This is a genomic window from Paenibacillus sp. YN15, from assembly GCF_003285005.1.
Classification (GTDB): Bacteria; Bacillota; Bacilli; order Paenibacillales; family NBRC-103111; genus Paenibacillus_AR.
In genome coordinates this window covers 26,825-48,460 of record NZ_QMFA01000053.1, presented here as the reverse complement: position 1 = coordinate 48,460, position 21,636 = coordinate 26,825, and the positions used below count along the sequence as shown (strand labels likewise).

Here is a 21,636-nt window from a genome sequence, read left to right as displayed (position 1 = left end):
GCTCGACGAGTTTTAGGACCTTTTGGTCCTTTTCCATAGGGAACGAATTTGCAACATGTTGTACTAGTGGATGTAATAGTAACCGGAAATGTGGCCGCATGGGCCTGAAAAGGGATAGCCAAGGCGATCAGGACGGCTCCCAGGAGGAGCATGACCTTTTTCTTCACGGCAATCATCCTTTACCCTTGGAAACTGCCGACACAATCGCGTTCATGAGCATTCCGACAACCAGCACAGCAGCCGGGATCATGAGGAAGGGAGCCGCAGAAGCGACAAAGTTACGAAACATGGACCAAAAAAACGGCCAGTCCCATACATCGGATACATTCATCTTTGCTCTGCCCTCCAATCCTCAACATGCCTCACAAAATAGAAAATCCCGAAAAAGATCGCTATGCAAGAGGTATAGGCCGCAATCACCTTTACGACATCGGGAATGCCGATGATAACCCGCAGAGCTTCACCAACTATTGTCTCCAAGTCGTCACCGCCTTTGCTACGAATCGGAGAATCATGACCGTGGCCAGAGTCGAACCGACAACGGTTGCAAGTGCAGTAATGGATACAGACGGATCAACGATAATCAGCCCTATCGCCTCCCCCACAGCACTTGATAAACCCAATATAGCAGGAAGGTGGCAAGCAACAGCAGAGTGACAACAATAGAGGCAATGTCGCCTAACGTCATGGTGTACAACACCTGAATGGTGCCGCTGGCCGTTTCAATTTCGTACACAGCCATCCTCCTCCCAAAAGAAAAAATACGAACATATGTTCGTATTAAGAATATAATTGTTCCTATGATTTGTCAATAGTGTGACAGTAATTTTTAATTCAGCGTGTTTCTTAACTTCTCGGGATCATCAAAAATGTACCACGGTCCCTCCCAATAATATCCGCACCGCTCACATTCCCGACATACATACCAGCAACCCAAATCTTCATGTCATTCCCAATCTTCTTTTGATGTTAGTCCGGCAATTCCGTAATGCTGCTTGTCCGCCTCCAGATGAATAAAAAATTAGTAAACTATGTTTACATTAAGACGCTGCACGGTTCAGCTAGAACAAATCACTTTCTTCATCTTCTTCCAAATCTTCGTTTTCTTCTTCCATGCCACCGATTTGAGCAATCAGATCAGCCGTAACCTTTTGGATTAGTTCCCTTCCTTCCGATTGTTTTGACCGGACCTCAGCCTTTACTTCCATATCGGTGTAGTCATTAATCGCTCTATCAACCAATCGTTGCAACTCCTTTGGCTCTACTGCGTCAAGTTCCCAGCTTTCTCCTCCATGCTCTCTCACATAGGATTCGGCGCGTGGGTCGGTGAGTTTTGCGGGGTTGGGAGGCAGATGGAACGAACGAATATGTTTCATGAGCAAGCCGCAGCGTTTCACATGAACATAATGCATCTGGTAATCTTCATGGAAAATCCTCTCAATAGCTTCCGGTATTTGCAATCCACTTGGATCATGATCGCCATAATAAAGAATGGTTACATTCTTTATGGTTTTTTCTTTCTTCATTTTTCTGGAAATAGCCTTTGCTTGCTGGAATAAGGATGATGTAGAAGGATAGCCCCGGCATATAAAGAGCGGAACGTCTTGCTCGTCGGTAATTGGTTTGAAGACGGAACGTAACGCCTCCTTTTCAATCCATACTTCCAAATAATTCGGTTGACCGCTACGAGTATCCATTACATAGCCGTATGCATTCAGCTTCTCTTTAAGAAAGTCTGTTACCTTTTCCGCATAACGATACCGGACGGCAAACCTTGTATTATCCGCAAATTCATCCAGTTCCAAGACACAGGAACTCCGCATATTTCCCGTTAGTTCGATGATTCCCTTGTACTCCTTCTCGCTGTTTGCAATATGGTTCTTGGAAACCATCTGGTAATATAGCTGGCGGAGAGTAAGCTGCATTCGCTCCTCTTTATACTGATTCACAATCAGGATAATAAAAAGCTCTTTACGCAGCTTCTCCTGCAAATTTCTGCCGGAAGCGAATTGCTCTATTGCCTTATCGGTGAAGCTTATGAACGCCTCATAAAAACTGCTGTATCCAAAATGATACGGCAACGGTTCATACTTGATGTGCAAATCATTATAACGGCTATAGTCCCAAACACGTTCATGCATGATGGCCATATAAAGCGAATGATAGTCGTTCGTATCTGCTGGAATTGCGTTGAATACGTCCCACAATGGGGATTCCTCATTTTCCTGCCAATAGGCTTCACTTTTGTGCTGTTTGTACAATTCCCGCATGGCAGCAAAGAACGGGGCAAATTCATGTTCGCATGAATCCCATACCTTAACAATCATCCTCTTGAACTCTTCAGCAATTTCATTCTGCAAATCAACCAATACATTAGCCAGTCCGGCCTCCAACCTTATAGCACTCATTTGTTCACCCCCGCAATCTCATACGAACAAACAATCCGTTCATGGACAAGTTAGGATAGCCCACAATGTAGTAGTCTGAGCCGTTGTGCTCTACACGAGAATGAATCCATGACGGGTCGCGGCCTTCTTCCTCATGCAGAAATTCGATGGGACAGCCGCTGGTGAAATAACTCCCCCGCTCATACTCGTAACGGCCGGCACTGTTCTTGTACAGCTTGCCGCTGGCAACGACAGGAGCTTTCATGATTTCAATGGTACGCTGGGCTTTTTGCATACTTTCGGCAATGAAATAGAACATATAACGTTGAAACTGGTCATCCGGGTCCAGCCGTTCGTAGTGATCCAGCCAATTGTCCTCGGTATCCTCAATCAGGTTAACCACCCGCTTCATTTGGGGCAGGAGCTTCTCCAGTTCACTTTTGATCTGCTCCCTTATGCTTTTCGTTTGAGTTTTCATAGATACCCTCCCATGGGCTTATATTCACTTTGAATCTAAAACTATCCAAATAGAACCGAATACAATGAATGTTGCCAAAATAAAACATAAGGCTTTTCTCAAAAAATCCTGTTTCATCCAGCCTACGCTCCTATTTCCTAGCTCGAAAAGGTCTTGTCTGCGAGCATTAGCCCAAAGTAACCAAAGTGCCAAACTCCCATAGCCCCAAGAATCGCAAATAAAGCATCAAGAAGATTCGCTTCAAGAAAGAGCTTCACAGCCAGAATCATGAATACAAGGCAAAAAATCAAGCAAATAATGGAAAAGATAAAGCTGGCGACACCAAATACCAATTTACCGTTTGAACTTGTGTGTGTCTCCTTCCGGGGATTCATAGTCTCACCTCCTGGATACATAAGTTAGGTAGCGGCTTGCTTTTTTTAATGCCGCTTCAAAGCTAATCTCACGCTCTGTAATGACCTTCTGGGACACGGACTTCCCCTTGTGAGGGGATTCATCAGTATCCCTCCACGTCTCTCTCCACGCGGCCCACCGCCCGTCTATTAACATCAGGAACACGTGACTATTGGGCCTGTATTGGGCTTCGTAGTCTTCCCCGGAGATAAGCGGCATTAGCCCTTCTGATAAAGCAAGTTTGTCGCGCCGTTCTTCTGGTGTAATGCGATTTTGCGGCGCCGCATACCGGGGATTCCAGTCCACATCAGGGGAAAAATCCAGTTCCCGGCATGGCTCTGAAATTCTCGCCAAGTTGGGAGACGTCGAAGCTGACGTTTTAACATTTTTTGTAATTATGCCGATGGCGTAAAACCTCCTTTGGGTGTTGATTTTGGTTCTACGTCACTCATGGTGACGTAATTTTTTTTTGATAAAAACCAGTAACGGCGGGGATTTTTCGACCATTTTTCTGTTACGTCACTTTTTTGAAACACATACCTTATTTTTTCTCTTACTTAAAATCGTGGTTGCATTTTTCCTTTTATTGTTAAAATTTTTATTGTAGATTCTTTTTTTCTCTATAGAGAGAAATTACACATTTAGTGACGTAAGTGACGTAATATGCCTATAAATCCTTGCCACTACTGGATTTCCGTTACGTCACCATTACGTCACTCGACCAAAAATTACGTCACTAGCGGCAGTTTTTACGTCACTTCATTCTGTTCTTGCAACGAGTAGATCAGGCGGACAGATATGACCGTGTAACGTTCTCTGTTCAACATTACCCCAATCTTCAACCGTCTTTTTCCATCACTGGGTTTGACTTCGTAATCAATCCAATTTCGGTCTGCCCAATCGGCCAGAATCCGGCGAGAATTGAAGCCTCCATCTTTCATAGCACGCTCAAAAATGGTGGGAAATACACATATCCTTCCATTTCGGAACAAGCCATACCACTCGGTAGAGGGTGTTTCGTTGAACTTGGTAACATTCACATGGCACCAACTTCGGAAATACTCCATTGCCCGGAACCCTTCATCTGCCTCCGCCGCCGTCTCCTGCTGGGCTAGGATCAGTTCCGCCATGGCAATTGCTTCGTCATAGGCTTGCTCCTCTGGCACATCGAAAATCCACCGGCTGGCGTAGTAATCCGCAAGCATAACCGTGGTAACGGCGGACAGGTGGCTACCCATATGCCCCGCGTTGCGCTTTTCCCATTCAGCCAGCATCGTGGCGTAATCCTCCTTGAAGGCATTAGGGTCCTTGGCAAGCTCCTGCATGATCCGCCGAACAAAGGCCGGTCCTGCGCTACCATAGTTGGCGGCTAACCCCTGGTGTAACCTGCGGGCCAGAACTTCGTCTTCAATGGGAATGCCATAGATTTCAAGCGTCCGCGTCTTGATCCCCTGTGTGCTGGTATCCGTAGACAGCGGCTCCTCTCCGGTTGTCAGAGCGATTGTACGCCAATTCTGGAAGGCTTGCAGCCCCCCGCCCTTGCTGCCCCGTGCTTTGCCTTTGCCCAGCCCCAGCATATAAACCAACGACTCCACAAAGCCTTGCTTGTCCCCGACAACCTGCCTTTCATCAATCCCAAGCGGCAGATCGCAATAGAACGCCGCCAACCGCTCTAAGCCCACCTTGGTTGCATTGAATGAAGCCATGATGGTATCCGGCTCTCCCCATACGCTGAGGGCTGTTTTCAGGCAGGCTGTTTTCCCGCCGCGGCTGGGTCCCCAATTATGAACAACGAATACCCGTTGATTGACCAGCACCAGCAACGGCGCGGCGAAGGATGCGGCCAGCGTGAACCGGGCAATGGTATACTTGCGGACCGGCTCCACAAATGAACGCCATTCGGCAAGGGTCCCTTCCGTATGATAGCCGCCAGCTACCGCAGACGTGCCGCCAAGCTCTACGTCCAAGTGAATGCCTTCGCTGGCTCCCGGCAGGAACCGGTCTTGCCCTACCCATCCAAGATGGGAGACAGATTGCACGACCGGCAGCGTGTCCATGTTGGCCCCCTCGAAGTCCGCAAGATAACGGACAAGGTGCTTGGCGTTCTCGGAAGTCACCGGCAAGCTTTGATTCGCCAGAGCCACAATAGCAGACCGGTTGAACACCGTAGCCCTGGGAGCGCAGATGCTTTGCCACCGGCCGTCACGCCGGAAGCCGACTTCAATCTTCTCTTCATCCGAATCGATGTTCTTAAGGCGTTTGGTCAACAGTACCGGCACAGGGCATACCCGGACTGGCGGCTGGTCGTCACTCATCGGCTGCTGCCATATCCCGCTTTCCGTTATGCTCCAGCTATTGGGCTGCATCAAGCCTTTGACCGGGAGGTTAGGCAGCCGGATCGTGCCCTGCTTGTCATTTGTGTTCTCCTCCCTTCCAGCTTGGCGTGAATTTGATGCCTTGGCCGGGCCTTTCCCTGATGGATACAGCAACCCGATGGGCGTCTTCACGCCGCAGCCACCCGCTGGACAATCTTGGAAGCCAATACTATGCTGTATATAGTGGCAGGTGATGGGCTTGCCATGATGGAGCGCATGATCAATCTTGGCCGCAGTCTTGTCCGGGTCGTAGCCGGGATGTGGCTTGGACAACTCATGGATAAGGTCGGAGCCTCCGGGAGCGCGGGACAAGTTGGATATCATGGCATACCATTCCGGTTCCCTCAAACTGGCCGCTTCACGCTGGCAATGCTGGCAGAAGGCGCAACGGTTTAATATATCTGCGGCGCTACTGGCAGCTTTACCGGACTGCCTTTGACTGTCCTTTGATTGTGAGCGCGTATGGAACATATCCGGGAAAAGCTCCTTCAACCATTCCGGCTTTTTGTCAGCCGCAAGCTCCAACAACCAATTAGGCATATCCGCTATTTGGGAGCCGCCGTACCACTCGTAACGGTTGCCGTTAGGATGGACAGATGGAGGAGCCACGATATACCCGCCGTCACCCCGCAAGTCAATGCCTATCGTCTTTTTCATGCTGAAATTAGGTACTGTATAACCGGGATGTTTAAACAGGTAATGCGTACCACCGCTGCCGGTTTTCGTGTGCATCGTATCCGGCAATGGCCCGAAGCGCTCCATAATCACGCGGAGGGAAACATACCCGTCCGGCTCCCCCGGATTGTCTGGAGTATCTATGTCCAGTACAATGATGCCGGAGACGGAACCTGTCGCAATGCCGATATTGTTATAAGGCTTGTCCGTCCACCAACGTTTAATTTGCTCCTGTGTGGCCGCTTGCTTGCTGTAAGGCTCCCACCCCCCTTGTGCTTTGGACAGGGCAGGCACTTTGCTTTTGGCGCGCAGCGGGAAGACGGAAAATCCTCTCAGGCTGTATTCAATGGCTTGCTGCTGGAAGTCCAACCCTTGTTCCTCCAATCAAAATAATTTCGGGGGGATTTCATGAGCTTGGCAGAATGCGATATCCAGCAGAATTTTTTCCTCCGGACTAATGCGGTTAAACAGCGCCTTGATGCGCCGTTCTCCTTCCGGAGTGATTTGAACATCAGCATTTTCATCAAGGACAATATGCCTTTTCTGCATAAGATTATAAGAGCTAATTACATACTTGCTTTCATTCATTGACGCTGCCTCCCTTTTAATTTTGGTAAAATTCCGGCGTGCATTCGGGATCAGTCAGGATTCCGAAGCTTTCTTCCAGATTGGCAATGACCAGAGCAATGGGCATATGCTCAGAGCTACGACTCGCCAGCAACAAGCTTTTGGCGCATTTCAATCTTGAAATAGCCACTTCGATTTCAAATGCCGCTTGATTCAGTTTTTTAGTTTTGCTCATAAGGCGATTCTCCTTTAGCCTGAAACTTTCGAGTTCTCAACCACCTGCGCCTCAATCCAGCAATCAATGTCAGCCTGGCGGAAAAACAGTTGTCCGCGAATGCGGAAAAAGGGAATTTCCTTCTCAGCAATCATCCGCCGCAAAGTGCTTTCAGATACCTTCAGGTATTGGGCAGCTTCCTTGAGGTCGAAGACATTGGCATACAGCTTCTGCTTAATAATGGGGGTAAGCTTCTCAATCAGGGACTTTTCCAGCCCTGAACTAATATCACTTTTTAAAGCTTCAATGAGGTTGACCGTATTCATATGCACCCCTCCCTTATATACAAGATTAGTGTACTAAAAGACCTGAGAAAAGATAGTCAATATCTTTTTCAAGAATTCTTGAAATTTTTAATGCATCTTGCAAAGAGGGATTAGAATATCCGTTTTCCCAATTGCTCACTGTGGATTTAGAGTAACCAAGGATTTTTGCGAGTTCTTCCTGTGTAAGCTTCTTTTTCTTTCTTGATTCTATGAGTTGCATTTTCTTCAAATCTTTTCACCCCCAATTGTACATTAATCTTGTACTTCATGGCTCTATTATATGTACAAGATTAGTGTATGTCAATGATTAAATACAGGTTTCATGTACAATAAATCAAATTATCATGAACTGATGTAAAATTACAGTGTACCTTCATAAAAGGGGGAGTCTTTTTGTTTCAGCCTGATCGCCTTGTCAAGTGGAGAAAAAAGAGAAAATTAACTCAAGATGACTTAGCAGAGAAAATTTCTCTAACAAAAGCTGCTATTAGTAATTATGAAAATGGGCATAGCGCACCATCCCATGATACATTGACATTAATTGCAGATGTATTAGACATATCTACAGATTATTTGTTAGGCAGAACTGATGATCCCACTTCACCGAATCATCGTTTAGATAGCGGTCGTGCCTATTATGGTGGTGCAAGCAAATATTCGGAAGAAGAACAGTTTGTCGCTGACGCGGCTGTGGAGGCATATAGGAAGATGAAGGGACTAAACAAATGAGACGGAGGCAGCATGAATGGCAAGACGAAACAAGAGTAATAAAGAGGAAGTTGAAATTTCCGCCGGGGTTGGCTTAGGCTTATTTATTGGCTTTGGGGTTTATTATTTCACTCACTCTGCTCTGTTTGCTGTATTGTCAGGAAGCCTTGTTATTGGTTTAGTTCTGGCAACAATAATATTCTCAAATACGAGAAAACAAGAACGAATAAAACGATCCGGAATCTTGGAAATAGACAGAATGAATGGATACGATTTTGAAGAGCGCTTAAAAGATTTATTTGAGTCACAGGGATATCAAGTCTATTTAACTCCGAAGTCTGGCGATTATGGAGCCGATCTTACAATTACCAAAAATGGGGTTAAAACAGTTATTCAGGCAAAATGTTATAGTAATCCCGTTGGTTTGGAAGCAGTTCAGCAAGCATTTACAGCTATCAACTTCTACGATGCTGTTAATGCGTGGGTTGTGACAAATAATACTTATACCGCACAAGCCAGAAGGCTTGCAGAAGCAAACAATGTTCGTTTGATTGAACGGTATGAATTGATCCAAATGCTTGAGCGAAGAATAGAAAAATTGGACCCTCTACCTGAACCGGTTTCTAAATCATTTAAGGGCAAATCGGCTAGGGAACTGGTAGCAGCATCATCCGCCGCACCTTCAAAAAACATGCCTGCTTCTAACACGACTGGAGCATTGAATCCAAATAAAACATATGAATCGGGACCAGTCTGCCCTAAATGTGGAAAGGATACATATATTAGGAATACCACTGTAGGAAAGGCTTACGTTTGTTTAGATTATCCTTCCTGCACATTTTTAAAGCGATTAGATTAATCTCTAAAAGTCCTTCTTGAAGGGCTTTTCTTTTTATGCAAAAATAGAACATGTGTTCCTAATTGTTTTATGAGGTAACCACCATGCCCCTAGACTTGTACCATCCCACCCAGCTTGAAAGCTGGATCAGCGAAAAGTACCAGCAAGACGGCATTTTTAGTCCGCATGAAATGAATCTTGACCGGATAGCTGCTTTGTTCGGCATTGATGTCATGTATTATATGGGACCGTCGTTTGCAGACTGGAAGGACGGCCAGTATTCCGTTATCTTCCTGAACAAGCTGCTCACTGTAGACAAACAAAGGGAAGCCTTCTTCCACGAGCTATGCCACCCCTTGCGTCATGTCGGCCATCAGAAGCTCCTTCCTCCCGGCTTGGCGCAATTGCAGGAGGTACAGGCCGAAACATTCCAGCTTTACGCCTCTATGCCCTTTTACATGCTGGTTGAGTATGAAGAATGCCTGCGATCCGGCAACGGGCTTTATACATTGGCTACAGAATTTGCGCTCCCTGAATCATTAGTGAAACGCCGCCTTAAACAAATCATGAGCCGTATCCGAAGGGGCGAAGAGAATCAGCGCATTAATGATACTCTCCCGGCCATTCCTGAACCCCGTATCATCTCTCATTCCCCGGATACGCTCAAAATGCTGAATAAACTGCTATGGCTGTCAGCCCAAAGAGGCCGCAAGGTCAATTTGAACGGAAGGAGAGTTTAAAAGATGGCATATATTGAGGATCGGGGAAATGGAAAATACCGTTTGACCGTCTACAACGGATTCGATGCTGAAGGAAAGCGAAATCGGGAGAGAAAACCGATTACAGTTGATCCTGAATTGCTGAAGTCGCCGCGCAAACTTGCCAATTATCTGAACACGGAGCTTGCCAAATTTCAGATGGAAGTTGAAAACGGTGAATATGTGAAGCCGAACAGAATGACTTTCAAAGAATTTGTTGAGGTTTGGAAAGAGAACTATGCAGCAGGAAACTTAGGCGGTCGAACGCGAAAAAATTATTACGCTCAGATTGATGCCCAGCTTATACCTGAATTTGGACATAAGATTCTGAACGAGATTAAGACAATCCATATCGTCAAGTATATGACCAAGCTTAAGACGCCAGAAGGCCGCAAGGACAAGCGCAAGAAGCCACTGGCGACAAATACCCTTCTGAACATTTACAACCTCTTAAAATCGATTTTTGACCATGCTGTACAGTGGAAGTTCATCGCAGAGAAAAACAATCCCATGACAGGCGTGAAACGTCCTAAAGCCGACAGACAAGAAAAACGGGAAATGAAGCAACGGAAGATGGCCTACAGCACTGAGGAAGCCAAGAAGGTTATATTAGCGCTTTGTGAGGAACCGCGGCATTGGAGCCTTTATTTTATCGGCGTGATTCTTGGAGGCTTTCGCCGCGGCGAGATGCTGGCCGTTCAATGGACTAACGTTGATTTTATCAATGGAGGGCTGTGGATTGAAAAGCAAATTACCTTTGATGAAGAAGGGGAAGTTGTTGAAGATGAAGTAAAGACAGAGGAATCGGTTGGATTCGTTCCCATGCCGGGATTTTATATGAACGAACTTAAAACTTACCAAGCCGAATGGAATGAGGATAAAGCAAAGGCTGAAGAAAAAGGCTCTTGGGAGGAAGCGGAGAAGCAATATCTGTTTCATCCCGGCAATGGCAAAGCACTATATCCTGATGCCCCAACGCTTAAATGGAGCAGGCTGCGGTCAAAATTAAATTTACCGGCAATCCGGCTTCATGATCTGCGTCACACAACAGCCATGTTACTCCGTGAGGAGAACGTGGACATGAAAACCATTCAAGAACGGTTAAGACATGCCCGTCTCGAAACAACATCGAAATTTTACACCCACAAATCAGAAAAGATTAGCCGCGTGGCTGCTGATAAGTTGGAGAAGTTCAACCCCGCTTTGTTGGGGTCAGAACGGGGCGAAAATACTGAAAAGACGTTACAAAACATGGTTGAAGATGAACAACCAAACCGGGTATAATACAGATACTTGAAGGTAAAGAATAAAGATGACTTTATCTGACAAGGAAGGTTAATTATTTCCTAAACTGCAGGTCGGAGGTTCGAATCCTCTCGGGGACGCCAGATATAAATTTTGAAATTTTCATTTGACTTCCGCGGTTGGTTTGATATAATAGTGTTTGTCGCTGTCACGGGGATTGTCCCGGACGCAAGATGACGAGACGTGGCTCAGCTTGGTAGAGCGCTTGCTTCGGGAGCAAGAGGTCGCAGGTTCAAATCCTGTCGTCTCGATACTTTTTACAAAGTGAAGGTTTTCTTCCCCTCATGTGAGGCAGACACCGTTTCAAACCAAGAGACAACAATCTAACGGGTTGTAAATCCGGAAGAGAGTTGTCTCTTTTTATGATGCTTAGCTACAGAAACAGCAAGGGAGCTCCGCATCTGGAAGCTCCCTTCGCTTATTTCTTCAACGCACGTATTTCCTGCTCCGACAATCCGGTTGCTTTAGCTATGGTGGCGATATCCAAATTTAGTGCTAGCATATTCTTGGCCACTCCCCTGATTCCTGCTTTCATTCCTGCTTTCATTCCTTCTTGCATGCCCGCCTTCATCCCAGCCTGCTTCGCCCCTTCGAGCATCGATGCTTCGTCATGCAGATACTTCTGCCGGGCCTCGTACAAGCGGCGGGCCTCCGAATCCTGGCTCAAGTATTGCAGGGTATCCATGGCCTTCTCCAATCCCGGTTCATTCATCTTCAGCACCTCCCAATGAGTCGTATCCACGCCTTTGAGAAACAACAGCCAGTTCTCCAAACCGCCTTGCGTTGGAATTGCATCATCCAGCTTGGTCAGCTCAAGAAAATGCACTTCAATATCATCTATAAGTGGTATCAACGTCCGGTCTTCACGGAGATGGAATACATTATGGTATTCTTCATTCGGCAGGAAGGCATAGTTCAGAATATTGATGGTGACGCACTTCTTCAATTCCTGGTATTTCTCGCCCTCCTGAAGCTGACTGGCGTATCGCTTGCTCCAATAGAACAGCGTCCGGTTCTCAATATCGTACTTGTTGAAGAGCTGCATCTCAATGTCAATCAGCTTGCCCTCCGCAGTTTTTGCGTAAACGTCGAAGATAGACTGCTTGTCGAGTGGATCATCCTTGTCGGTATAGGGATTCATCAGAATAATCTCTGTTAGCGGCGACTCCCCGGCTTTGGTGAATATCCGGTTCAGGAACGCCAACAGCACATCCTTGTTGTTTTCGTTGCCAAAGATGCGTTTGAATACAAAGTCCACTCTCGGATCAAGCAATTCCACATCGATCAACTCCATTCCTTAGGCTCATTATACCAAAGTTTCCGACAATTCAGCTATTTCCGTGTGGCAAAATCTCCCCCATGCGGAGCTGACTGCTGAAAAGGAAAGCCGCAAGGACATTGGCCCTCGCGGCTTATTGCTTTTCCGCTTTCGCAGTGCTATTGTCAGCCTAACCCTTCTTTAGGCAGAAAGGGTATCGCAAAGTCAGAGGAGGCAAATCCATGAATGTGCGGATTATCGGACGATGGGGCGCGTATCCCGCGGCAGGGGAAGCCAGCGCCTGTTACCTGCTGGAGGCGGGGGGCCAACGTTTTCTGCTGGATTGCGGCAGCGGAGCCTTAAGCGCCCTGCAGCGCTATATCCCTCTAAGCAGTCTTTCCACGGTGGTCATTTCCCACCACCATCATGACCACATCGCCGATCTGGGATGCCTGCAATACGCCTGCCTGATTGACTCGGATCTGATGCGGCGGGATAAGCCCCTGCGCATCCTGCTGCCGCGGGAGAAGAACGGGGATTGGCCGTTGAAGGACATGAAGGGCACTTATTCGGAAGGCATTTCCCATACCACTATTCTGGCGGAGGAGAGCGGAATGCGGCTGAGCTTTTTCCGGACCGACCATGACGGCTACTGCCTGGGAACCCGGCTAGAAGCAGAGGGCAAGGTTCTGGTATATACTGCCGACACCCGCTATAATGAAGCGCTGATGCCCTGGCTTGAGGGCGCGGATCTGCTGATCGCCGAAAGCTCCTTCTATAACGGGCAGGAAGCGGCGCGTTACGGGCATATGACGGCAGCGGAAGCGGGCAGGCTTGCAGCGAAGGCCGGGGCCAAACGTCTGGTGCTGTCCCATCTTCCCCATTTTGGGGAGATCAGTGTCCTCCAGGAAGAGGCGGCAGCCGAATTTGGCGGGGAAATCATCCTGCCTGACTCCGGCATACAGCTCACTGTATAATTGCCCGGATTGTTCCAGCCCGGCTCTGCAGTTTTTACGCTGGCCGGAGATATCCCTTTATTTGGCCACAGTCAAATTTTGGCCCTGGGCCGGATTGCCCCCGCGCTTTCCGGAGACCCTTACGCCCAGCTTGCCTACAATAAACTCCCCGGCCGGATGGCGCGTCAGCAGATAGGTGGCGGCCATGGACAGCAAAAGAGCCGTTATGAACAAGTACAGGATATAAAGCGATAGATTGGAATGCTCCCGAAGGCCTTGCGGCAGAAATTTAAAGGCCTTATGAAGGACAGCAATAAAGAATACATGCAGCCAATAGATGCCGAAAGAATAAGAACTGACCGTTTCCAACCAACGGGGAACCCGCTTCGCCCTGGAGGCCAGCCCAAAAATGAAAAAGCAGAGCAGCACCGTGTACACCAGCACATCCACGCGTTTAGAGCCAAACGGGAAAATACCGGTCCGAGCCGACAAAAGCACCGCCACAGCCGCAACCACACTTCCAATACCAAGTTGAAGCCCATACGGGCTCAGCTTCCGCCTGTACCAATCCAGATTTTGCCCAACGTGATAGGCCAGGACATAATAGAAAATCCAGGCGGAGAAAGGCAGCCACCAGACGCTGACCGGGAATGCGGCCTTTTTCCAGAGGACAGCAACCGCCAATAAATAGCCTGCATTCACCAACAATGAATAAAGCAGCAGTTTCTTCAAGGGAACAGTCCTGATCACTTTATGAAATACAGTATGAAGCAGATAGAATTGGAAAATAATCACGATGAAATATCCATGAAATTGCCCCAGCACGATATGGTCCCAAATTTTTCCTGGCAATGTGGCAAAGGCGCCTTCGATGGCGCAGGCAAGCGCTGCGTAGAATACCCCCATGATGAAGTATGGAACGAGGATGTACTTGGTCCTTTTCAGCAGAAACCCTTGGGGGGTTCCCTTTGGATAAGCATGGGACAGCACCAAGGCAGAAATAAACACGAACATCGGGGTGCCAAACAGCAAAAGCTCCGTCACCGTTCTCCAGACATCTACTGCAAGTTTGCTTTCCGCTCCCAGAAAGGGATACCAGTTCAAGGATGAGGAGATGGAATGGCCCAACACAATACTTAAACAAGCAATGGCCCTGAGAAAAAAGACTTCTCTGATCATACAAACTTGCCTCCTCTAAACTGGATTCATAAACCTGCATTTTGTTGAGCTATATGTCTAATAATCGCTTTTTTGATACTTATTGTATCCACAAAGACGCCATTTTCAATACAATTTGATACAATATGTATCTAGAAAATGATTTTGTCAAGCTCCTTATGGCTTACTTTTCAAAATTTCCTTTTTCCATTCGACCGATTTTTTGGCTGTTCGCAAAGAGAATCGCAGTTTGTCGGTCTTCCTCTCTGCTTCTGCTGGCCTTAGAAGCTGACGTCCGCCACGTACAACAAAAGAAAGCCCTGCCGGCCTACCGTACAATACGGCAAACCAACGGGGCTTTTTAGCTGCTAGGGAACCTGTGGCGCCTGTGCCAGGCTGGACCGGGGAATAAAGGTGGCCGGCAGCCGGATTTCCTCCGCAACCGCTCCGGCTTCCGCTTCGCCGGAGCCAGAAGCTTCCTTATGTCCGGGCTCCTCGATCAGCCGGATCAGAAGCTCCATGGCTTGATGCGCCGCTTTTTGCCGGGGATAATCCAGAGTGGCAATGGGCGGATGGGTTTCGCTGACCATCAGGATATTCTCCGAGCTGACGATGGAGAGCCTGCCGGGCACCGTCCAGCCCCGCTCCCGGCAAGCGGAGCAGGCTCCGATGGCAGTTAAATCATTGGCGCAGACCAGGGCAGTGAACCCCGGCTCCGCAGCAAGCTTCAGCAGATGCTCCCGGGCCGATTCATAACGGCCTTCCACAGCTAGAGCCAGCCAGTCGCACCGGAGCGTCACAGCGGCGGCAGCCTCCGCCTCCCGCACGGCCGCCGCAAACGCCCCCATACGCGGATACAGCGGGCCCGACGGGCATCCATGTCCCATGTAGGCGATATGGCGGTGCCCCAGGCGGACAAGCTCAGCTGCCACCTGGCGGTAAGCGGCTGTCCAATCCAGGTCCACCGTGTGGATATGAGAGCAAGGCTGCCCGGGAGACATGACGGAGACCAGCGGGATTTCCTTCTTCCTGAAGGAAGCCAGGGTGGCCTCCGCCAGGCTCTGCCCCAGCAGAATAATCCCGTCCACCCGGCCGGCCAATTGGGCCAGCAGCTCCGGCTCCCGGTCCGGGTCGTAGCTCCGGTAGGCAATCATATAGCCCTTCCAGCGGGCAGCCTCCTCCAGATGCAGAAGAATCCCCGCCTCAAAGGGATTGCCGATAAAATTAGTCAGCACCGCCAACTGGCCGCTCCGGCGGGTCTTCAGGCTGCGGGCTGTCAGATTGGGCGTATAGCCCAGCTCCTCCATAGCGGCCAGAACCTTGCGGCGGGTTTCTTCCTTGACGAAGCTTTTATTGTTCAGCACATACGAGACGACGGCCACAGACACCCCTGCCAGCCGCGCCACATCATTGCGAGTTGCCATATCCCCTCTCCTTGCCGCTTCGTGCATTCTTCTCCTGCTTCCCGTTAAAGCATGATACAGGCCAGGATTGCTTTATCCTAAGTCTAGCTGTTTCCGGTGAAAATGCAACTCTGTGATGCCGGCAACAAGCCAATGCCCGGCGCTTCCATACGCCGGGCCAGGCTATGCTGCGACTGCTTACGAGTAGCAGCGGACTTCGTATATGGCGGCGGACGGATCGCCGTTGGTGGCGTGGACCACGATCCGGAGCTTGGAAACCCGGACCGGCGCGTCCAGGGTATGCTTCCGGTGGCGCTGATAGTTGCCGGTTACCCGGACAACCTCCCGGAAGCCGTCCCCTTCATCCGCCAGAATGCTGTAATCCTTGGCGCACTGGGGATCGCGGTAGAAGGGCGGATAATTATGATACTCCGTCAGCAGATGCCCCGGGAAGGTCAGCTCCACCTCCCGGATCCAGGCGGACATAACCCGGCGCAAGCCCGTCGATGCCCGCTTCCCATTCAATCCAGTGGGGACCGCCGGCAGGCACTGACAGCTGGGTGGAGGCAAGCACTGACAGCTGGGTGGAGGCAAGCACATCTCCCGTATTGCAGCGGTAATCCCACAGATTGTCCACCGGAACAACCTTGGCGCCCACCTTTTGCTCCGTATCCGAGGTGTTCAGAATACATACCGCCAGCTTGCGGACAGCTCCGCCTCCTGTGGCAATCCATTGGCCGCGGCGGACATCCAGACGGTCACGCAAAGCAGACGCCTGGTTCAAACTCAGCTTCTTGGGCTTCGTATCCGACCAGCTCTTCAGAAGACGGGTTCCGGCATCGCGGAAATCCGGTCCCATGCCGTACAGCTTCGCTTCGCTGCTGGCGCTGACGCGGGCCCGGCGGGCCAGATCGTCCGGGTCCTGGTTGCTGTTGTTGGGCAGATAGCAGCCGTCCCGCAGGAGAACCTGCTTCAGCTTGGCGCTGTGGGAAGCGGCGTACTTCTTCACAGGGAGCTTCTCCTGAAGCGCCAGCGCAGCCGCCGTGCCTACCGCTTGGCCCATCAGGGCGGTGGTGCCCATAACCCGCACTGTTCCAAGGGCGGCATGGGTGACGCTGACATTGCGTCCGGCCATCATCAGATTGTCCACGTCCTTGGACAAACAGATGCTAAGGGGAATGCCGTAGGGGCCGCAATAGCTCTTCACATTGTAATCGCCCTGATAGCCTGCGGCGGAATTGGGCTCGCTGGTGGGCGCAAGCAGTCCGCCCGGCGTATGCAAATCCAGGAACCAACCGCCGAAGGCTGCCTCATCATCAAACACCTTGCGGTTCATCACATCATGCTCGGTCATAAAATATTCGCCGATAATCCGGCGGGATTCCCGTTTGCCGGGCACCTGACCGATCCAGTCCAGGGCATAATTGGCCGCCAGCTCCCGGGTTTCCGGGTCCTTGTTCTTGATCCAGTCCCACACGCCCAAGGTATGGCGGGTAAGTTCATGCCGGATATTCTCGGCGTCATGAATGGTGTCCCAGGGTACGCCGATCTCCAGCCACCAGTAACCGCCGCGGATATCGTAAGGGGGACGGCCCTGCTTATAGAAAAAGTCCGGGCTGTCGTACTTCACCGCCCAGGCGGGAGCCTCGAAGGGCACCGGATATCCCATATCCTTGGCTTTAAAATGAATGGAGTTGCCCATGGTATCCTTGCTGGCCGAGACCGGGGCATGGGGCTCGTTGAACTCATCCCGGCCCTCGCTGCCCATCCGCCATTGGCAGCCGGCCAGATCAGCTACAACACCGTCGCCGGTGCAGTCGATAAAGGTGCCGGCGCTGACCACAATTTCCGTTTCCGCGTTGTTCACAATACCGGCTGCCGCCCGAAGCCGCCGCTTGCCGTCCATCTCTACCCGGGAAACGGGAGTATTCACGTGGAAGGTAAGATTTGGGGTGTTTACCGCCATATCATACATGACCATATCCCAAACGCTGTTGGTCCAGCCGTTTTCCAGGATCATCTCATGGTTGCGCGCCCGCTCTTCAATCAACAGCTCGGAAATAATCCCCGTCTCCCGGGCATAAGCATGGAAGCAGGCCGCGCCGTGGGGCGTCACCCGGATTTCCGACGAGCTGTTGCCTCCGAATACGGGACGGTCTTGAATCAGGCAGGTTTGGGCCCCATGCCGGGCTGCCGCCACTGCCGCACAAAAACCGGCCAGACCGCCTCCGATGACGGCAACATCATAATGCTGCTCAAGCGTTCTCATTTACAGTAGCCTCCCTTATTTACTCGAGTAAAATTTTCTTCAATGAGAGGGCCACACGATTGAGTAAACCGGTGGCCTCTTCATTTACACGAGTAAATAGTATCATGCTTTGGCTTTTTCCGCAATGCTAATCCCCCGCCGGACATTTCTTCTCCGAAGGGGGATTAGCATTACGGATTCCGCTGTGCAGCCACTACTTCACTTTTGGGGGATGAATTATGGCAGCGCTACAACATCTCCCGCTTGCAGCCCTTCCAGAATTTCGATTTTTTCCGGCGTCTCCATGCCGGTTTTGACCTGCTTCTTCTCCGTCTGCCCGCCGCCTTTGTCCAGAAGGACATAGGTATTGCCTTCCTCGCGGACAATCGCCATGGCCGGGATGACCAGCGCGTCCTCCTTGCGCTCCGTTTCAATCTCGCCGCTTAAGGACAAGCCCGCGATCAGGTACTCGCTTTTTTCCAGGGAAATGATGACTTCGAACTGGGCCAGCTGGTTCAAGGTACTTTCATCCGTGCCCGTCTTGGCGAATTTGGAGACCTTCTCCACCTTGCCCTTCAGGGTCATATCCTTCACCGCAGTCAGCTTAACCTCCACAGGCATGCCGGGTTTGATCCGGAACACATCCTGCTCCCCTACCAGCGCCAGCATCTGCAGCTGATCCAGCTGCACAATCTTGCCCACATACTGGTTCTCGGTCACCGCATGGGGCTTCTTGGCGGTGCTTTCATACAGGAAAATCCCCGACGCAGGAGATTGATAATCGGCATCCGCCAGCCGCTCCCGCTTCTCCTCCAGCGCCTTGCGCTGCATGTCCAGGTTGACCTCGGTCAGCTCCCGGTTCAGCCGGGCCGTCTCTCTCGACGTCAGCGCATCCACCCGCTCTGTCTCGCTGGTGCCGGTGCCGAGATTTGCCTCCTTCACCTCTCCGGCATAGCGGGCCAGCTCCGATTCCAGCTCTGTTTTGCGGATGGAGGCCTCTTCCTTGAGAATTTCCGTTTGCAGATCGGAGCCGTCCAGCTTAAACAGCACATCTCCTGCCTGCACCTGCTGCCCGTCTGCCGCCACCCACTCCGACACCCGCGAGCCGAATGGCGCGTATACCATGGTTTCCTGCTGGTACAGGGATTTTCCCTTTACCTCTACCTTGTTGATCAGCGTTTCCTTGGCCGCCGTAAAGACAATGGCCTGCTGCGAACCTGCCGGGTTGGCCTGGGGCGCAGGATGGGACTGTATGTATAAAACCGCGCTTATGCCAATCAGCACAAGCCCCAGAATCACCCACTTGATCTTCTTGCGTATGCTCTTCATCTGACGCTTTCTCCCTTCAATCTGGAAATAACTTGGTTCCCGCCCTCTATAGCGCTAGTCGCGCTTGATAGCCGTCAGCGCATCGGTTCTGGAGGCGCTCACCGCCGGGTACAGCCCGGACAGCACCCCGGTCATGATGGCGAAGGTCATGCCAATCAGGATCGTCGCCAGCGGAATGAAGATTACCGGCGTTTTGTCCTCGGATACCGACATAATCAGCATGTTGAGTCCCCAGACCACCCAATAGGAAAACAGGATGCCGAGCATTCCCCCCAACAGCCCTGTCAGCGCCGCCTCCACAATAAACATGTTGCGGATTTGCGCCAGATTGGCCCCCAGCACCTTCATGATGCCGATCTGCCGGCGGCGCTGGTAGGTGGACATGGTCATCGCCACAATAATCGAGATGGAGGCAATAATCAGGATAAAAACACCGATGCCCATAGCCACCATCTTGATAATGGCGAACTGCTCCGCCACCATCTCCCGCTGGTTCAGATTGGTCTGGGTATTGACCCGCAGCCGCTGAATCTGCTTCTCCACCGCTTCCACCACATCCTGGCTGTCCACCTTGACCGTTGCCGTCTCATAGCTGTCCGATGAATTGGCGGAACCTGAGGTATCGTACAGCTCCTCCCGCAGCATCTGCAGCGTCTCCATGGATACATAAATCTTCTTGTCATATTGGGCGGAATCCGCGCTGCTTCCCTGGGGCAGCTTCAGAATGCCGGCCACCCGGAGGGGCGAGCTTGTCCGCACCTTGCCCGCCTCCCCTGTGGAAACCTTGAGCTGCACCTGCCTCTGATACAGCTCCGAGGGGGTCTTTTGCAGCTTGCGGTACTGGTCCATCAGGTTGTCATCATAGGGGTTGCGGGAAATCTGCTTGATCAGATTGTCCAGAGTCTCCGGATCATTCAGCCCCAGAGTAGCTCCATAATTGAGCACAATGGCGCCGGAGGTATCCGTTGGCCCGCCCTGGGCAAAATTATGGCCGAACTTGCTTAAGGATTCCAGCTGGGTGCCGATCACCTGCACATAGGAGGTCCGGTTATCGTTGGTGACCATCTGCAAATGGCCCAGCTCCACAAACGGCGCCGCCGCGGAAACATGGGGGAACTGGCGGATCAGATCCAGCTTCTGCCGGGTCAGCTTGCCCTGCTCCAGCATTTCGGCGCTGATCTGGGAACCGCCCCCCGGTGCGGATACACCGGAATTGGCCCTGACTGTAATTTCATCCATTTTGAAAAACTGGTTCATTTCCTGTTCCGTATACTTCTGGGCGGAATCCCCCACGCTCATGGCGACCACAATGGCTGCGCAGCCGATGGAAATACCTGCCGCACACAGGCCGGTAACCACCTTCCGGCGCTTCACCTGATCCCAGGACAGCCGCAGAATATCCCTGATTCTCATGCTTCCTCACCTCCGGCCGCCGCCTTGGCCCCCTCCGTATCCTGAAGGCAGCCGTCCCGCAGAGTGAGAATGCGCTTGGTATGCCGCGCCACCTCATGCTCGTGGGTGACAATAATGAAGGTGGTGGAGAGAGTGTTGTTGAGCCTTTTCAGAATCGTGATGATTTCCTCCTCTGTCCGGGTATCCAAATTGCCTGTGGGCTCGTCCGCAAAAATAACCGACGGCTCCGTCACCAGCGAACGGGCGATACTCACCCGCTGCTGCTGGCCCCCCGACAGCTGCGAGGGAAACAGCTCCGCTTTCTCCGGAATGCCCACCTGCTCCAGGAGCGAGAGGGCTTTTTGCTTGCGGACGGAAGGGCGGATGGACTGAAAGATCAGCGGCAGCTCCACATTCTCCCGTACCGTCAAATTGGCAATAAGCTCGTATGCCTGAAAAATAAAGCCGATATGATATCTGCGGAATTCCGCCAGCTGGCTTTCGTTCATCTTCACGATGTTCTCGCCGGCTATGTAGATGTTCCCCTCTGTTGGCTTCATCAGTCCCGCCATCAGGTTCAAAAGGGTGGATTTGCCGGACCCGGAGCTGCCCAGCAGAGCCAGCATCTCCCCCTTTTGCACCCGAAAATGGATGTTCTGAAGCACCTGCGTCGTTTCACTCCCGCTTAAGAAGGAGTGAGACAAATGTTCCACTCGAAGCATAACCGCCATCCTTTCTTTCCAAAACCCGGTCTGCCGGGGACAAACCTCTGCGGCATGTATGTCGCATCCTGGGCTAAACCGGGCGTATTCCGAACAATCCCGAACAATCCGGACCACCGCCCTAAAAAACGGACATAAAAAGGGCA

Annotated in this window: 23 protein-coding genes and 1 tRNA gene; 6 read left to right on the top strand and 18 right to left on the bottom strand. The window is 50.9% G+C overall.

The window, feature by feature from the left end:
* Window positions 1–172: 172 nt before the first annotated feature.
* From DQG13_RS27580 to DQG13_RS27535, 10 genes are all read right to left on the bottom strand, one after another.
* Complete coding sequence (locus tag DQG13_RS27580; protein ID WP_113023412.1) at window positions 173–331, bottom strand: PTS ascorbate transporter subunit IIC; 159 nt, start codon at window positions 329–331, stop codon at window positions 173–175.
* Between the two features lie 258 nt (window positions 332–589).
* Window positions 590–742 (bottom strand): hypothetical protein, encoded by a 153-nt coding sequence (locus DQG13_RS31035; protein WP_181593032.1) that lies wholly within the window; start codon window positions 740–742, stop codon window positions 590–592.
* Window positions 743–1,061: 319 nt separating this feature from the next.
* Complete coding sequence (locus tag DQG13_RS27575; RefSeq protein ID WP_113023411.1) at window positions 1,062–2,408, bottom strand: hypothetical protein; 1,347 nt, start codon at window positions 2,406–2,408, stop codon at window positions 1,062–1,064.
* A 4-nt stretch (window positions 2,409–2,412) separates the two neighbouring features.
* Window positions 2,413–2,865, bottom strand: coding sequence for a DUF5348 domain-containing protein (locus tag DQG13_RS27570; RefSeq protein WP_113023410.1), 453 nt, complete (start codon window positions 2,863–2,865; stop codon window positions 2,413–2,415).
* 137 nt (window positions 2,866–3,002) lie between these two features.
* Entirely contained in the window at window positions 3,003–3,239 is a 237-nt protein-coding gene (locus DQG13_RS27565; RefSeq protein WP_113023409.1) for a hypothetical protein, read from the bottom strand.
* A gap of 768 nt (window positions 3,240–4,007) precedes the next feature.
* Complete coding sequence (locus tag DQG13_RS27555) at window positions 4,008–6,677, bottom strand: DUF927 domain-containing protein (protein WP_181593031.1); 2,670 nt, start codon at window positions 6,675–6,677, stop codon at window positions 4,008–4,010.
* A 15-nt stretch (window positions 6,678–6,692) separates the two neighbouring features.
* Window positions 6,693–6,896 carry a hypothetical protein gene (locus DQG13_RS27550; protein WP_113023406.1) on the bottom strand — a complete coding sequence of 68 codons (204 nt, stop codon included), beginning with the start codon at window positions 6,894–6,896 and terminating at the stop codon, window positions 6,693–6,695.
* A 16-nt stretch (window positions 6,897–6,912) separates the two neighbouring features.
* Window positions 6,913–7,110 carry a hypothetical protein gene (locus DQG13_RS27545; protein WP_113023405.1) on the bottom strand — a complete coding sequence of 66 codons (198 nt, stop codon included), beginning with the start codon at window positions 7,108–7,110 and terminating at the stop codon, window positions 6,913–6,915.
* Window positions 7,111–7,124: 14 nt separating this feature from the next.
* Entirely contained in the window at window positions 7,125–7,415 is a 291-nt protein-coding gene (locus tag DQG13_RS27540) for a helix-turn-helix domain-containing protein (protein ID WP_113023404.1), read from the bottom strand.
* Between the two features lie 25 nt (window positions 7,416–7,440).
* A complete protein-coding gene (locus DQG13_RS27535; protein WP_181593033.1) occupies window positions 7,441–7,635 on the bottom strand; it encodes a helix-turn-helix transcriptional regulator in 195 nt (64 codons plus the stop codon).
* A 173-nt stretch (window positions 7,636–7,808) separates the two neighbouring features.
* Between DQG13_RS27535 and DQG13_RS27530 the strand changes: the two genes are divergently transcribed.
* The 5 genes from DQG13_RS27530 to DQG13_RS27510 all read left to right on the top strand — a co-directional run bounded on the left by DQG13_RS27530 (window position 7,809) and on the right by DQG13_RS27510 (window position 11,275).
* Window positions 7,809–8,144: a helix-turn-helix domain-containing protein gene (locus DQG13_RS27530; protein WP_113023402.1), complete on the top strand. Its 336-nt coding sequence runs from the start codon at window positions 7,809–7,811 to the stop codon at window positions 8,142–8,144.
* Window positions 8,145–8,160: 16 nt separating this feature from the next.
* Window positions 8,161–8,982, top strand: a complete 822-nt coding sequence (locus DQG13_RS27525; RefSeq protein WP_113023401.1) for a restriction endonuclease — start codon at window positions 8,161–8,163, stop codon at window positions 8,980–8,982.
* Window positions 8,983–9,065: 83 nt separating this feature from the next.
* Complete coding sequence (locus DQG13_RS27520; RefSeq protein ID WP_113023400.1) at window positions 9,066–9,701, top strand: ImmA/IrrE family metallo-endopeptidase; 636 nt, start codon at window positions 9,066–9,068, stop codon at window positions 9,699–9,701.
* 3 nt (window positions 9,702–9,704) lie between these two features.
* Complete coding sequence (locus DQG13_RS27515) at window positions 9,705–11,003, top strand: tyrosine-type recombinase/integrase (protein ID WP_113023399.1); 1,299 nt, start codon at window positions 9,705–9,707, stop codon at window positions 11,001–11,003.
* Between the two features lie 198 nt (window positions 11,004–11,201).
* Window positions 11,202–11,275 (top strand) — tRNA-Pro (locus tag DQG13_RS27510).
* Window positions 11,276–11,442: 167 nt separating this feature from the next.
* Here the strand turns inward: DQG13_RS27510 and DQG13_RS27505 are convergent.
* Window positions 11,443–12,318, bottom strand: coding sequence for an Rpn family recombination-promoting nuclease/putative transposase (locus DQG13_RS27505; protein WP_113023398.1), 876 nt, complete (start codon window positions 12,316–12,318; stop codon window positions 11,443–11,445).
* A gap of 206 nt (window positions 12,319–12,524) precedes the next feature.
* On the opposite strand from DQG13_RS27505, the gene DQG13_RS27500 reads away from it, so the two are divergent.
* The gene (locus DQG13_RS27500; protein WP_113023397.1) at window positions 12,525–13,259 is read left to right on the top strand and encodes an MBL fold metallo-hydrolase; all 735 of its coding nucleotides are present in this window, start codon (window positions 12,525–12,527) and stop codon (window positions 13,257–13,259) included.
* Between the two features lie 57 nt (window positions 13,260–13,316).
* Here the strand turns inward: DQG13_RS27500 and DQG13_RS27495 are convergent, their stop codons facing one another.
* The 7 genes from DQG13_RS27495 to DQG13_RS27470 form a co-directional block, all read right to left on the bottom strand.
* Window positions 13,317–14,417 (bottom strand): acyltransferase family protein, encoded by a 1,101-nt coding sequence (locus tag DQG13_RS27495; RefSeq protein WP_113023396.1) that lies wholly within the window; start codon window positions 14,415–14,417, stop codon window positions 13,317–13,319.
* Window positions 14,418–14,764: 347 nt separating this feature from the next.
* Window positions 14,765–15,820 carry a LacI family DNA-binding transcriptional regulator gene (locus tag DQG13_RS27490; protein WP_181593030.1) on the bottom strand — a complete coding sequence of 352 codons (1,056 nt, stop codon included), beginning with the start codon at window positions 15,818–15,820 and terminating at the stop codon, window positions 14,765–14,767.
* 177 nt (window positions 15,821–15,997) lie between these two features.
* Window positions 15,998–16,285, bottom strand: a complete 288-nt coding sequence (locus DQG13_RS31650) for a hypothetical protein (RefSeq protein ID WP_258525896.1) — start codon at window positions 16,283–16,285, stop codon at window positions 15,998–16,000.
* On the bottom strand, window positions 16,221–18,068 hold the full coding sequence (locus tag DQG13_RS27485; RefSeq protein WP_258525894.1) for an FAD-dependent oxidoreductase: 1,848 nt from the start codon (window positions 18,066–18,068) through the stop codon (window positions 16,221–16,223). Before DQG13_RS27485 ends, DQG13_RS31650 begins: the two co-directional genes overlap by 65 nt.
* Window positions 18,069–18,284: 216 nt before the next feature.
* Window positions 18,285–19,376, bottom strand: a complete 1,092-nt coding sequence (locus DQG13_RS27480) for an efflux RND transporter periplasmic adaptor subunit (protein ID WP_258525893.1) — start codon at window positions 19,374–19,376, stop codon at window positions 18,285–18,287.
* 54 nt (window positions 19,377–19,430) lie between these two features.
* Entirely contained in the window at window positions 19,431–20,789 is a 1,359-nt protein-coding gene (locus tag DQG13_RS27475; protein WP_113023394.1) for an ABC transporter permease, read from the bottom strand.
* Window positions 20,786–21,490 carry an ABC transporter ATP-binding protein gene (locus tag DQG13_RS27470; RefSeq protein ID WP_113023393.1) on the bottom strand — a complete coding sequence of 235 codons (705 nt, stop codon included), beginning with the start codon at window positions 21,488–21,490 and terminating at the stop codon, window positions 20,786–20,788. Before DQG13_RS27470 ends, DQG13_RS27475 begins: the two co-directional genes overlap by 4 nt.
* Between the last annotated feature and the right edge of the window lie 146 nt (window positions 21,491–21,636).

Excerpts from the sequence above, each read along its gene's own strand:
- DQG13_RS27580 (WP_113023412.1), bottom strand. The coding sequence starts at position 331 with ATGAATGTATCCGATGTATGGGACTGGCCGTTTTTTTGGTCCATGTTT.
- DQG13_RS31035 (WP_181593032.1), bottom strand. The coding sequence starts at position 742 with ATGGCTGTGTACGAAATTGAAACGGCCAGCGGCACCATTCAGGTGTTG.
- DQG13_RS27575 (WP_113023411.1), bottom strand. The coding sequence starts at position 2,408 with ATGAGTGCTATAAGGTTGGAGGCCGGACTGGCTAATGTATTGGTTGAT.
- DQG13_RS27570 (WP_113023410.1), bottom strand. The coding sequence starts at position 2,865 with ATGAAAACTCAAACGAAAAGCATAAGGGAGCAGATCAAAAGTGAACTG.
- DQG13_RS27565 (WP_113023409.1), bottom strand. The coding sequence starts at position 3,239 with ATGAATCCCCGGAAGGAGACACACACAAGTTCAAACGGTAAATTGGTA.
- DQG13_RS27550 (WP_113023406.1), bottom strand. The coding sequence starts at position 6,896 with ATGAATGAAAGCAAGTATGTAATTAGCTCTTATAATCTTATGCAGAAA.
- DQG13_RS27545 (WP_113023405.1), bottom strand. The coding sequence starts at position 7,110 with ATGAGCAAAACTAAAAAACTGAATCAAGCGGCATTTGAAATCGAAGTG.
- DQG13_RS27540 (WP_113023404.1), bottom strand. The coding sequence starts at position 7,415 with ATGAATACGGTCAACCTCATTGAAGCTTTAAAAAGTGATATTAGTTCA.
- DQG13_RS27535 (WP_181593033.1), bottom strand. The coding sequence starts at position 7,635 with ATGCAACTCATAGAATCAAGAAAGAAAAAGAAGCTTACACAGGAAGAA.
- DQG13_RS27525 (WP_113023401.1), top strand. The coding sequence starts at position 8,161 with ATGGCAAGACGAAACAAGAGTAATAAAGAGGAAGTTGAAATTTCCGCC.
- DQG13_RS27520 (WP_113023400.1), top strand. The coding sequence starts at position 9,066 with ATGCCCCTAGACTTGTACCATCCCACCCAGCTTGAAAGCTGGATCAGC.
- DQG13_RS27515 (WP_113023399.1), top strand. The coding sequence starts at position 9,705 with ATGGCATATATTGAGGATCGGGGAAATGGAAAATACCGTTTGACCGTC.
- DQG13_RS27505 (WP_113023398.1), bottom strand. The coding sequence starts at position 12,318 with ATGGAGTTGATCGATGTGGAATTGCTTGATCCGAGAGTGGACTTTGTA.
- DQG13_RS27500 (WP_113023397.1), top strand. The coding sequence starts at position 12,525 with ATGAATGTGCGGATTATCGGACGATGGGGCGCGTATCCCGCGGCAGGG.
- DQG13_RS27495 (WP_113023396.1), bottom strand. The coding sequence starts at position 14,417 with ATGATCAGAGAAGTCTTTTTTCTCAGGGCCATTGCTTGTTTAAGTATT.
- DQG13_RS27490 (WP_181593030.1), bottom strand. The coding sequence starts at position 15,820 with ATGGCAACTCGCAATGATGTGGCGCGGCTGGCAGGGGTGTCTGTGGCC.
- DQG13_RS31650 (WP_258525896.1), bottom strand. The coding sequence starts at position 16,285 with ATGTCCGCCTGGATCCGGGAGGTGGAGCTGACCTTCCCGGGGCATCTG.
- DQG13_RS27485 (WP_258525894.1), bottom strand. The coding sequence starts at position 18,068 with ATGAGAACGCTTGAGCAGCATTATGATGTTGCCGTCATCGGAGGCGGT.
- DQG13_RS27480 (WP_258525893.1), bottom strand. The coding sequence starts at position 19,376 with ATGAAGAGCATACGCAAGAAGATCAAGTGGGTGATTCTGGGGCTTGTG.
- DQG13_RS27475 (WP_113023394.1), bottom strand. The coding sequence starts at position 20,789 with ATGAGAATCAGGGATATTCTGCGGCTGTCCTGGGATCAGGTGAAGCGC.
- DQG13_RS27470 (WP_113023393.1), bottom strand. The coding sequence starts at position 21,490 with ATGCTTCGAGTGGAACATTTGTCTCACTCCTTCTTAAGCGGGAGTGAA.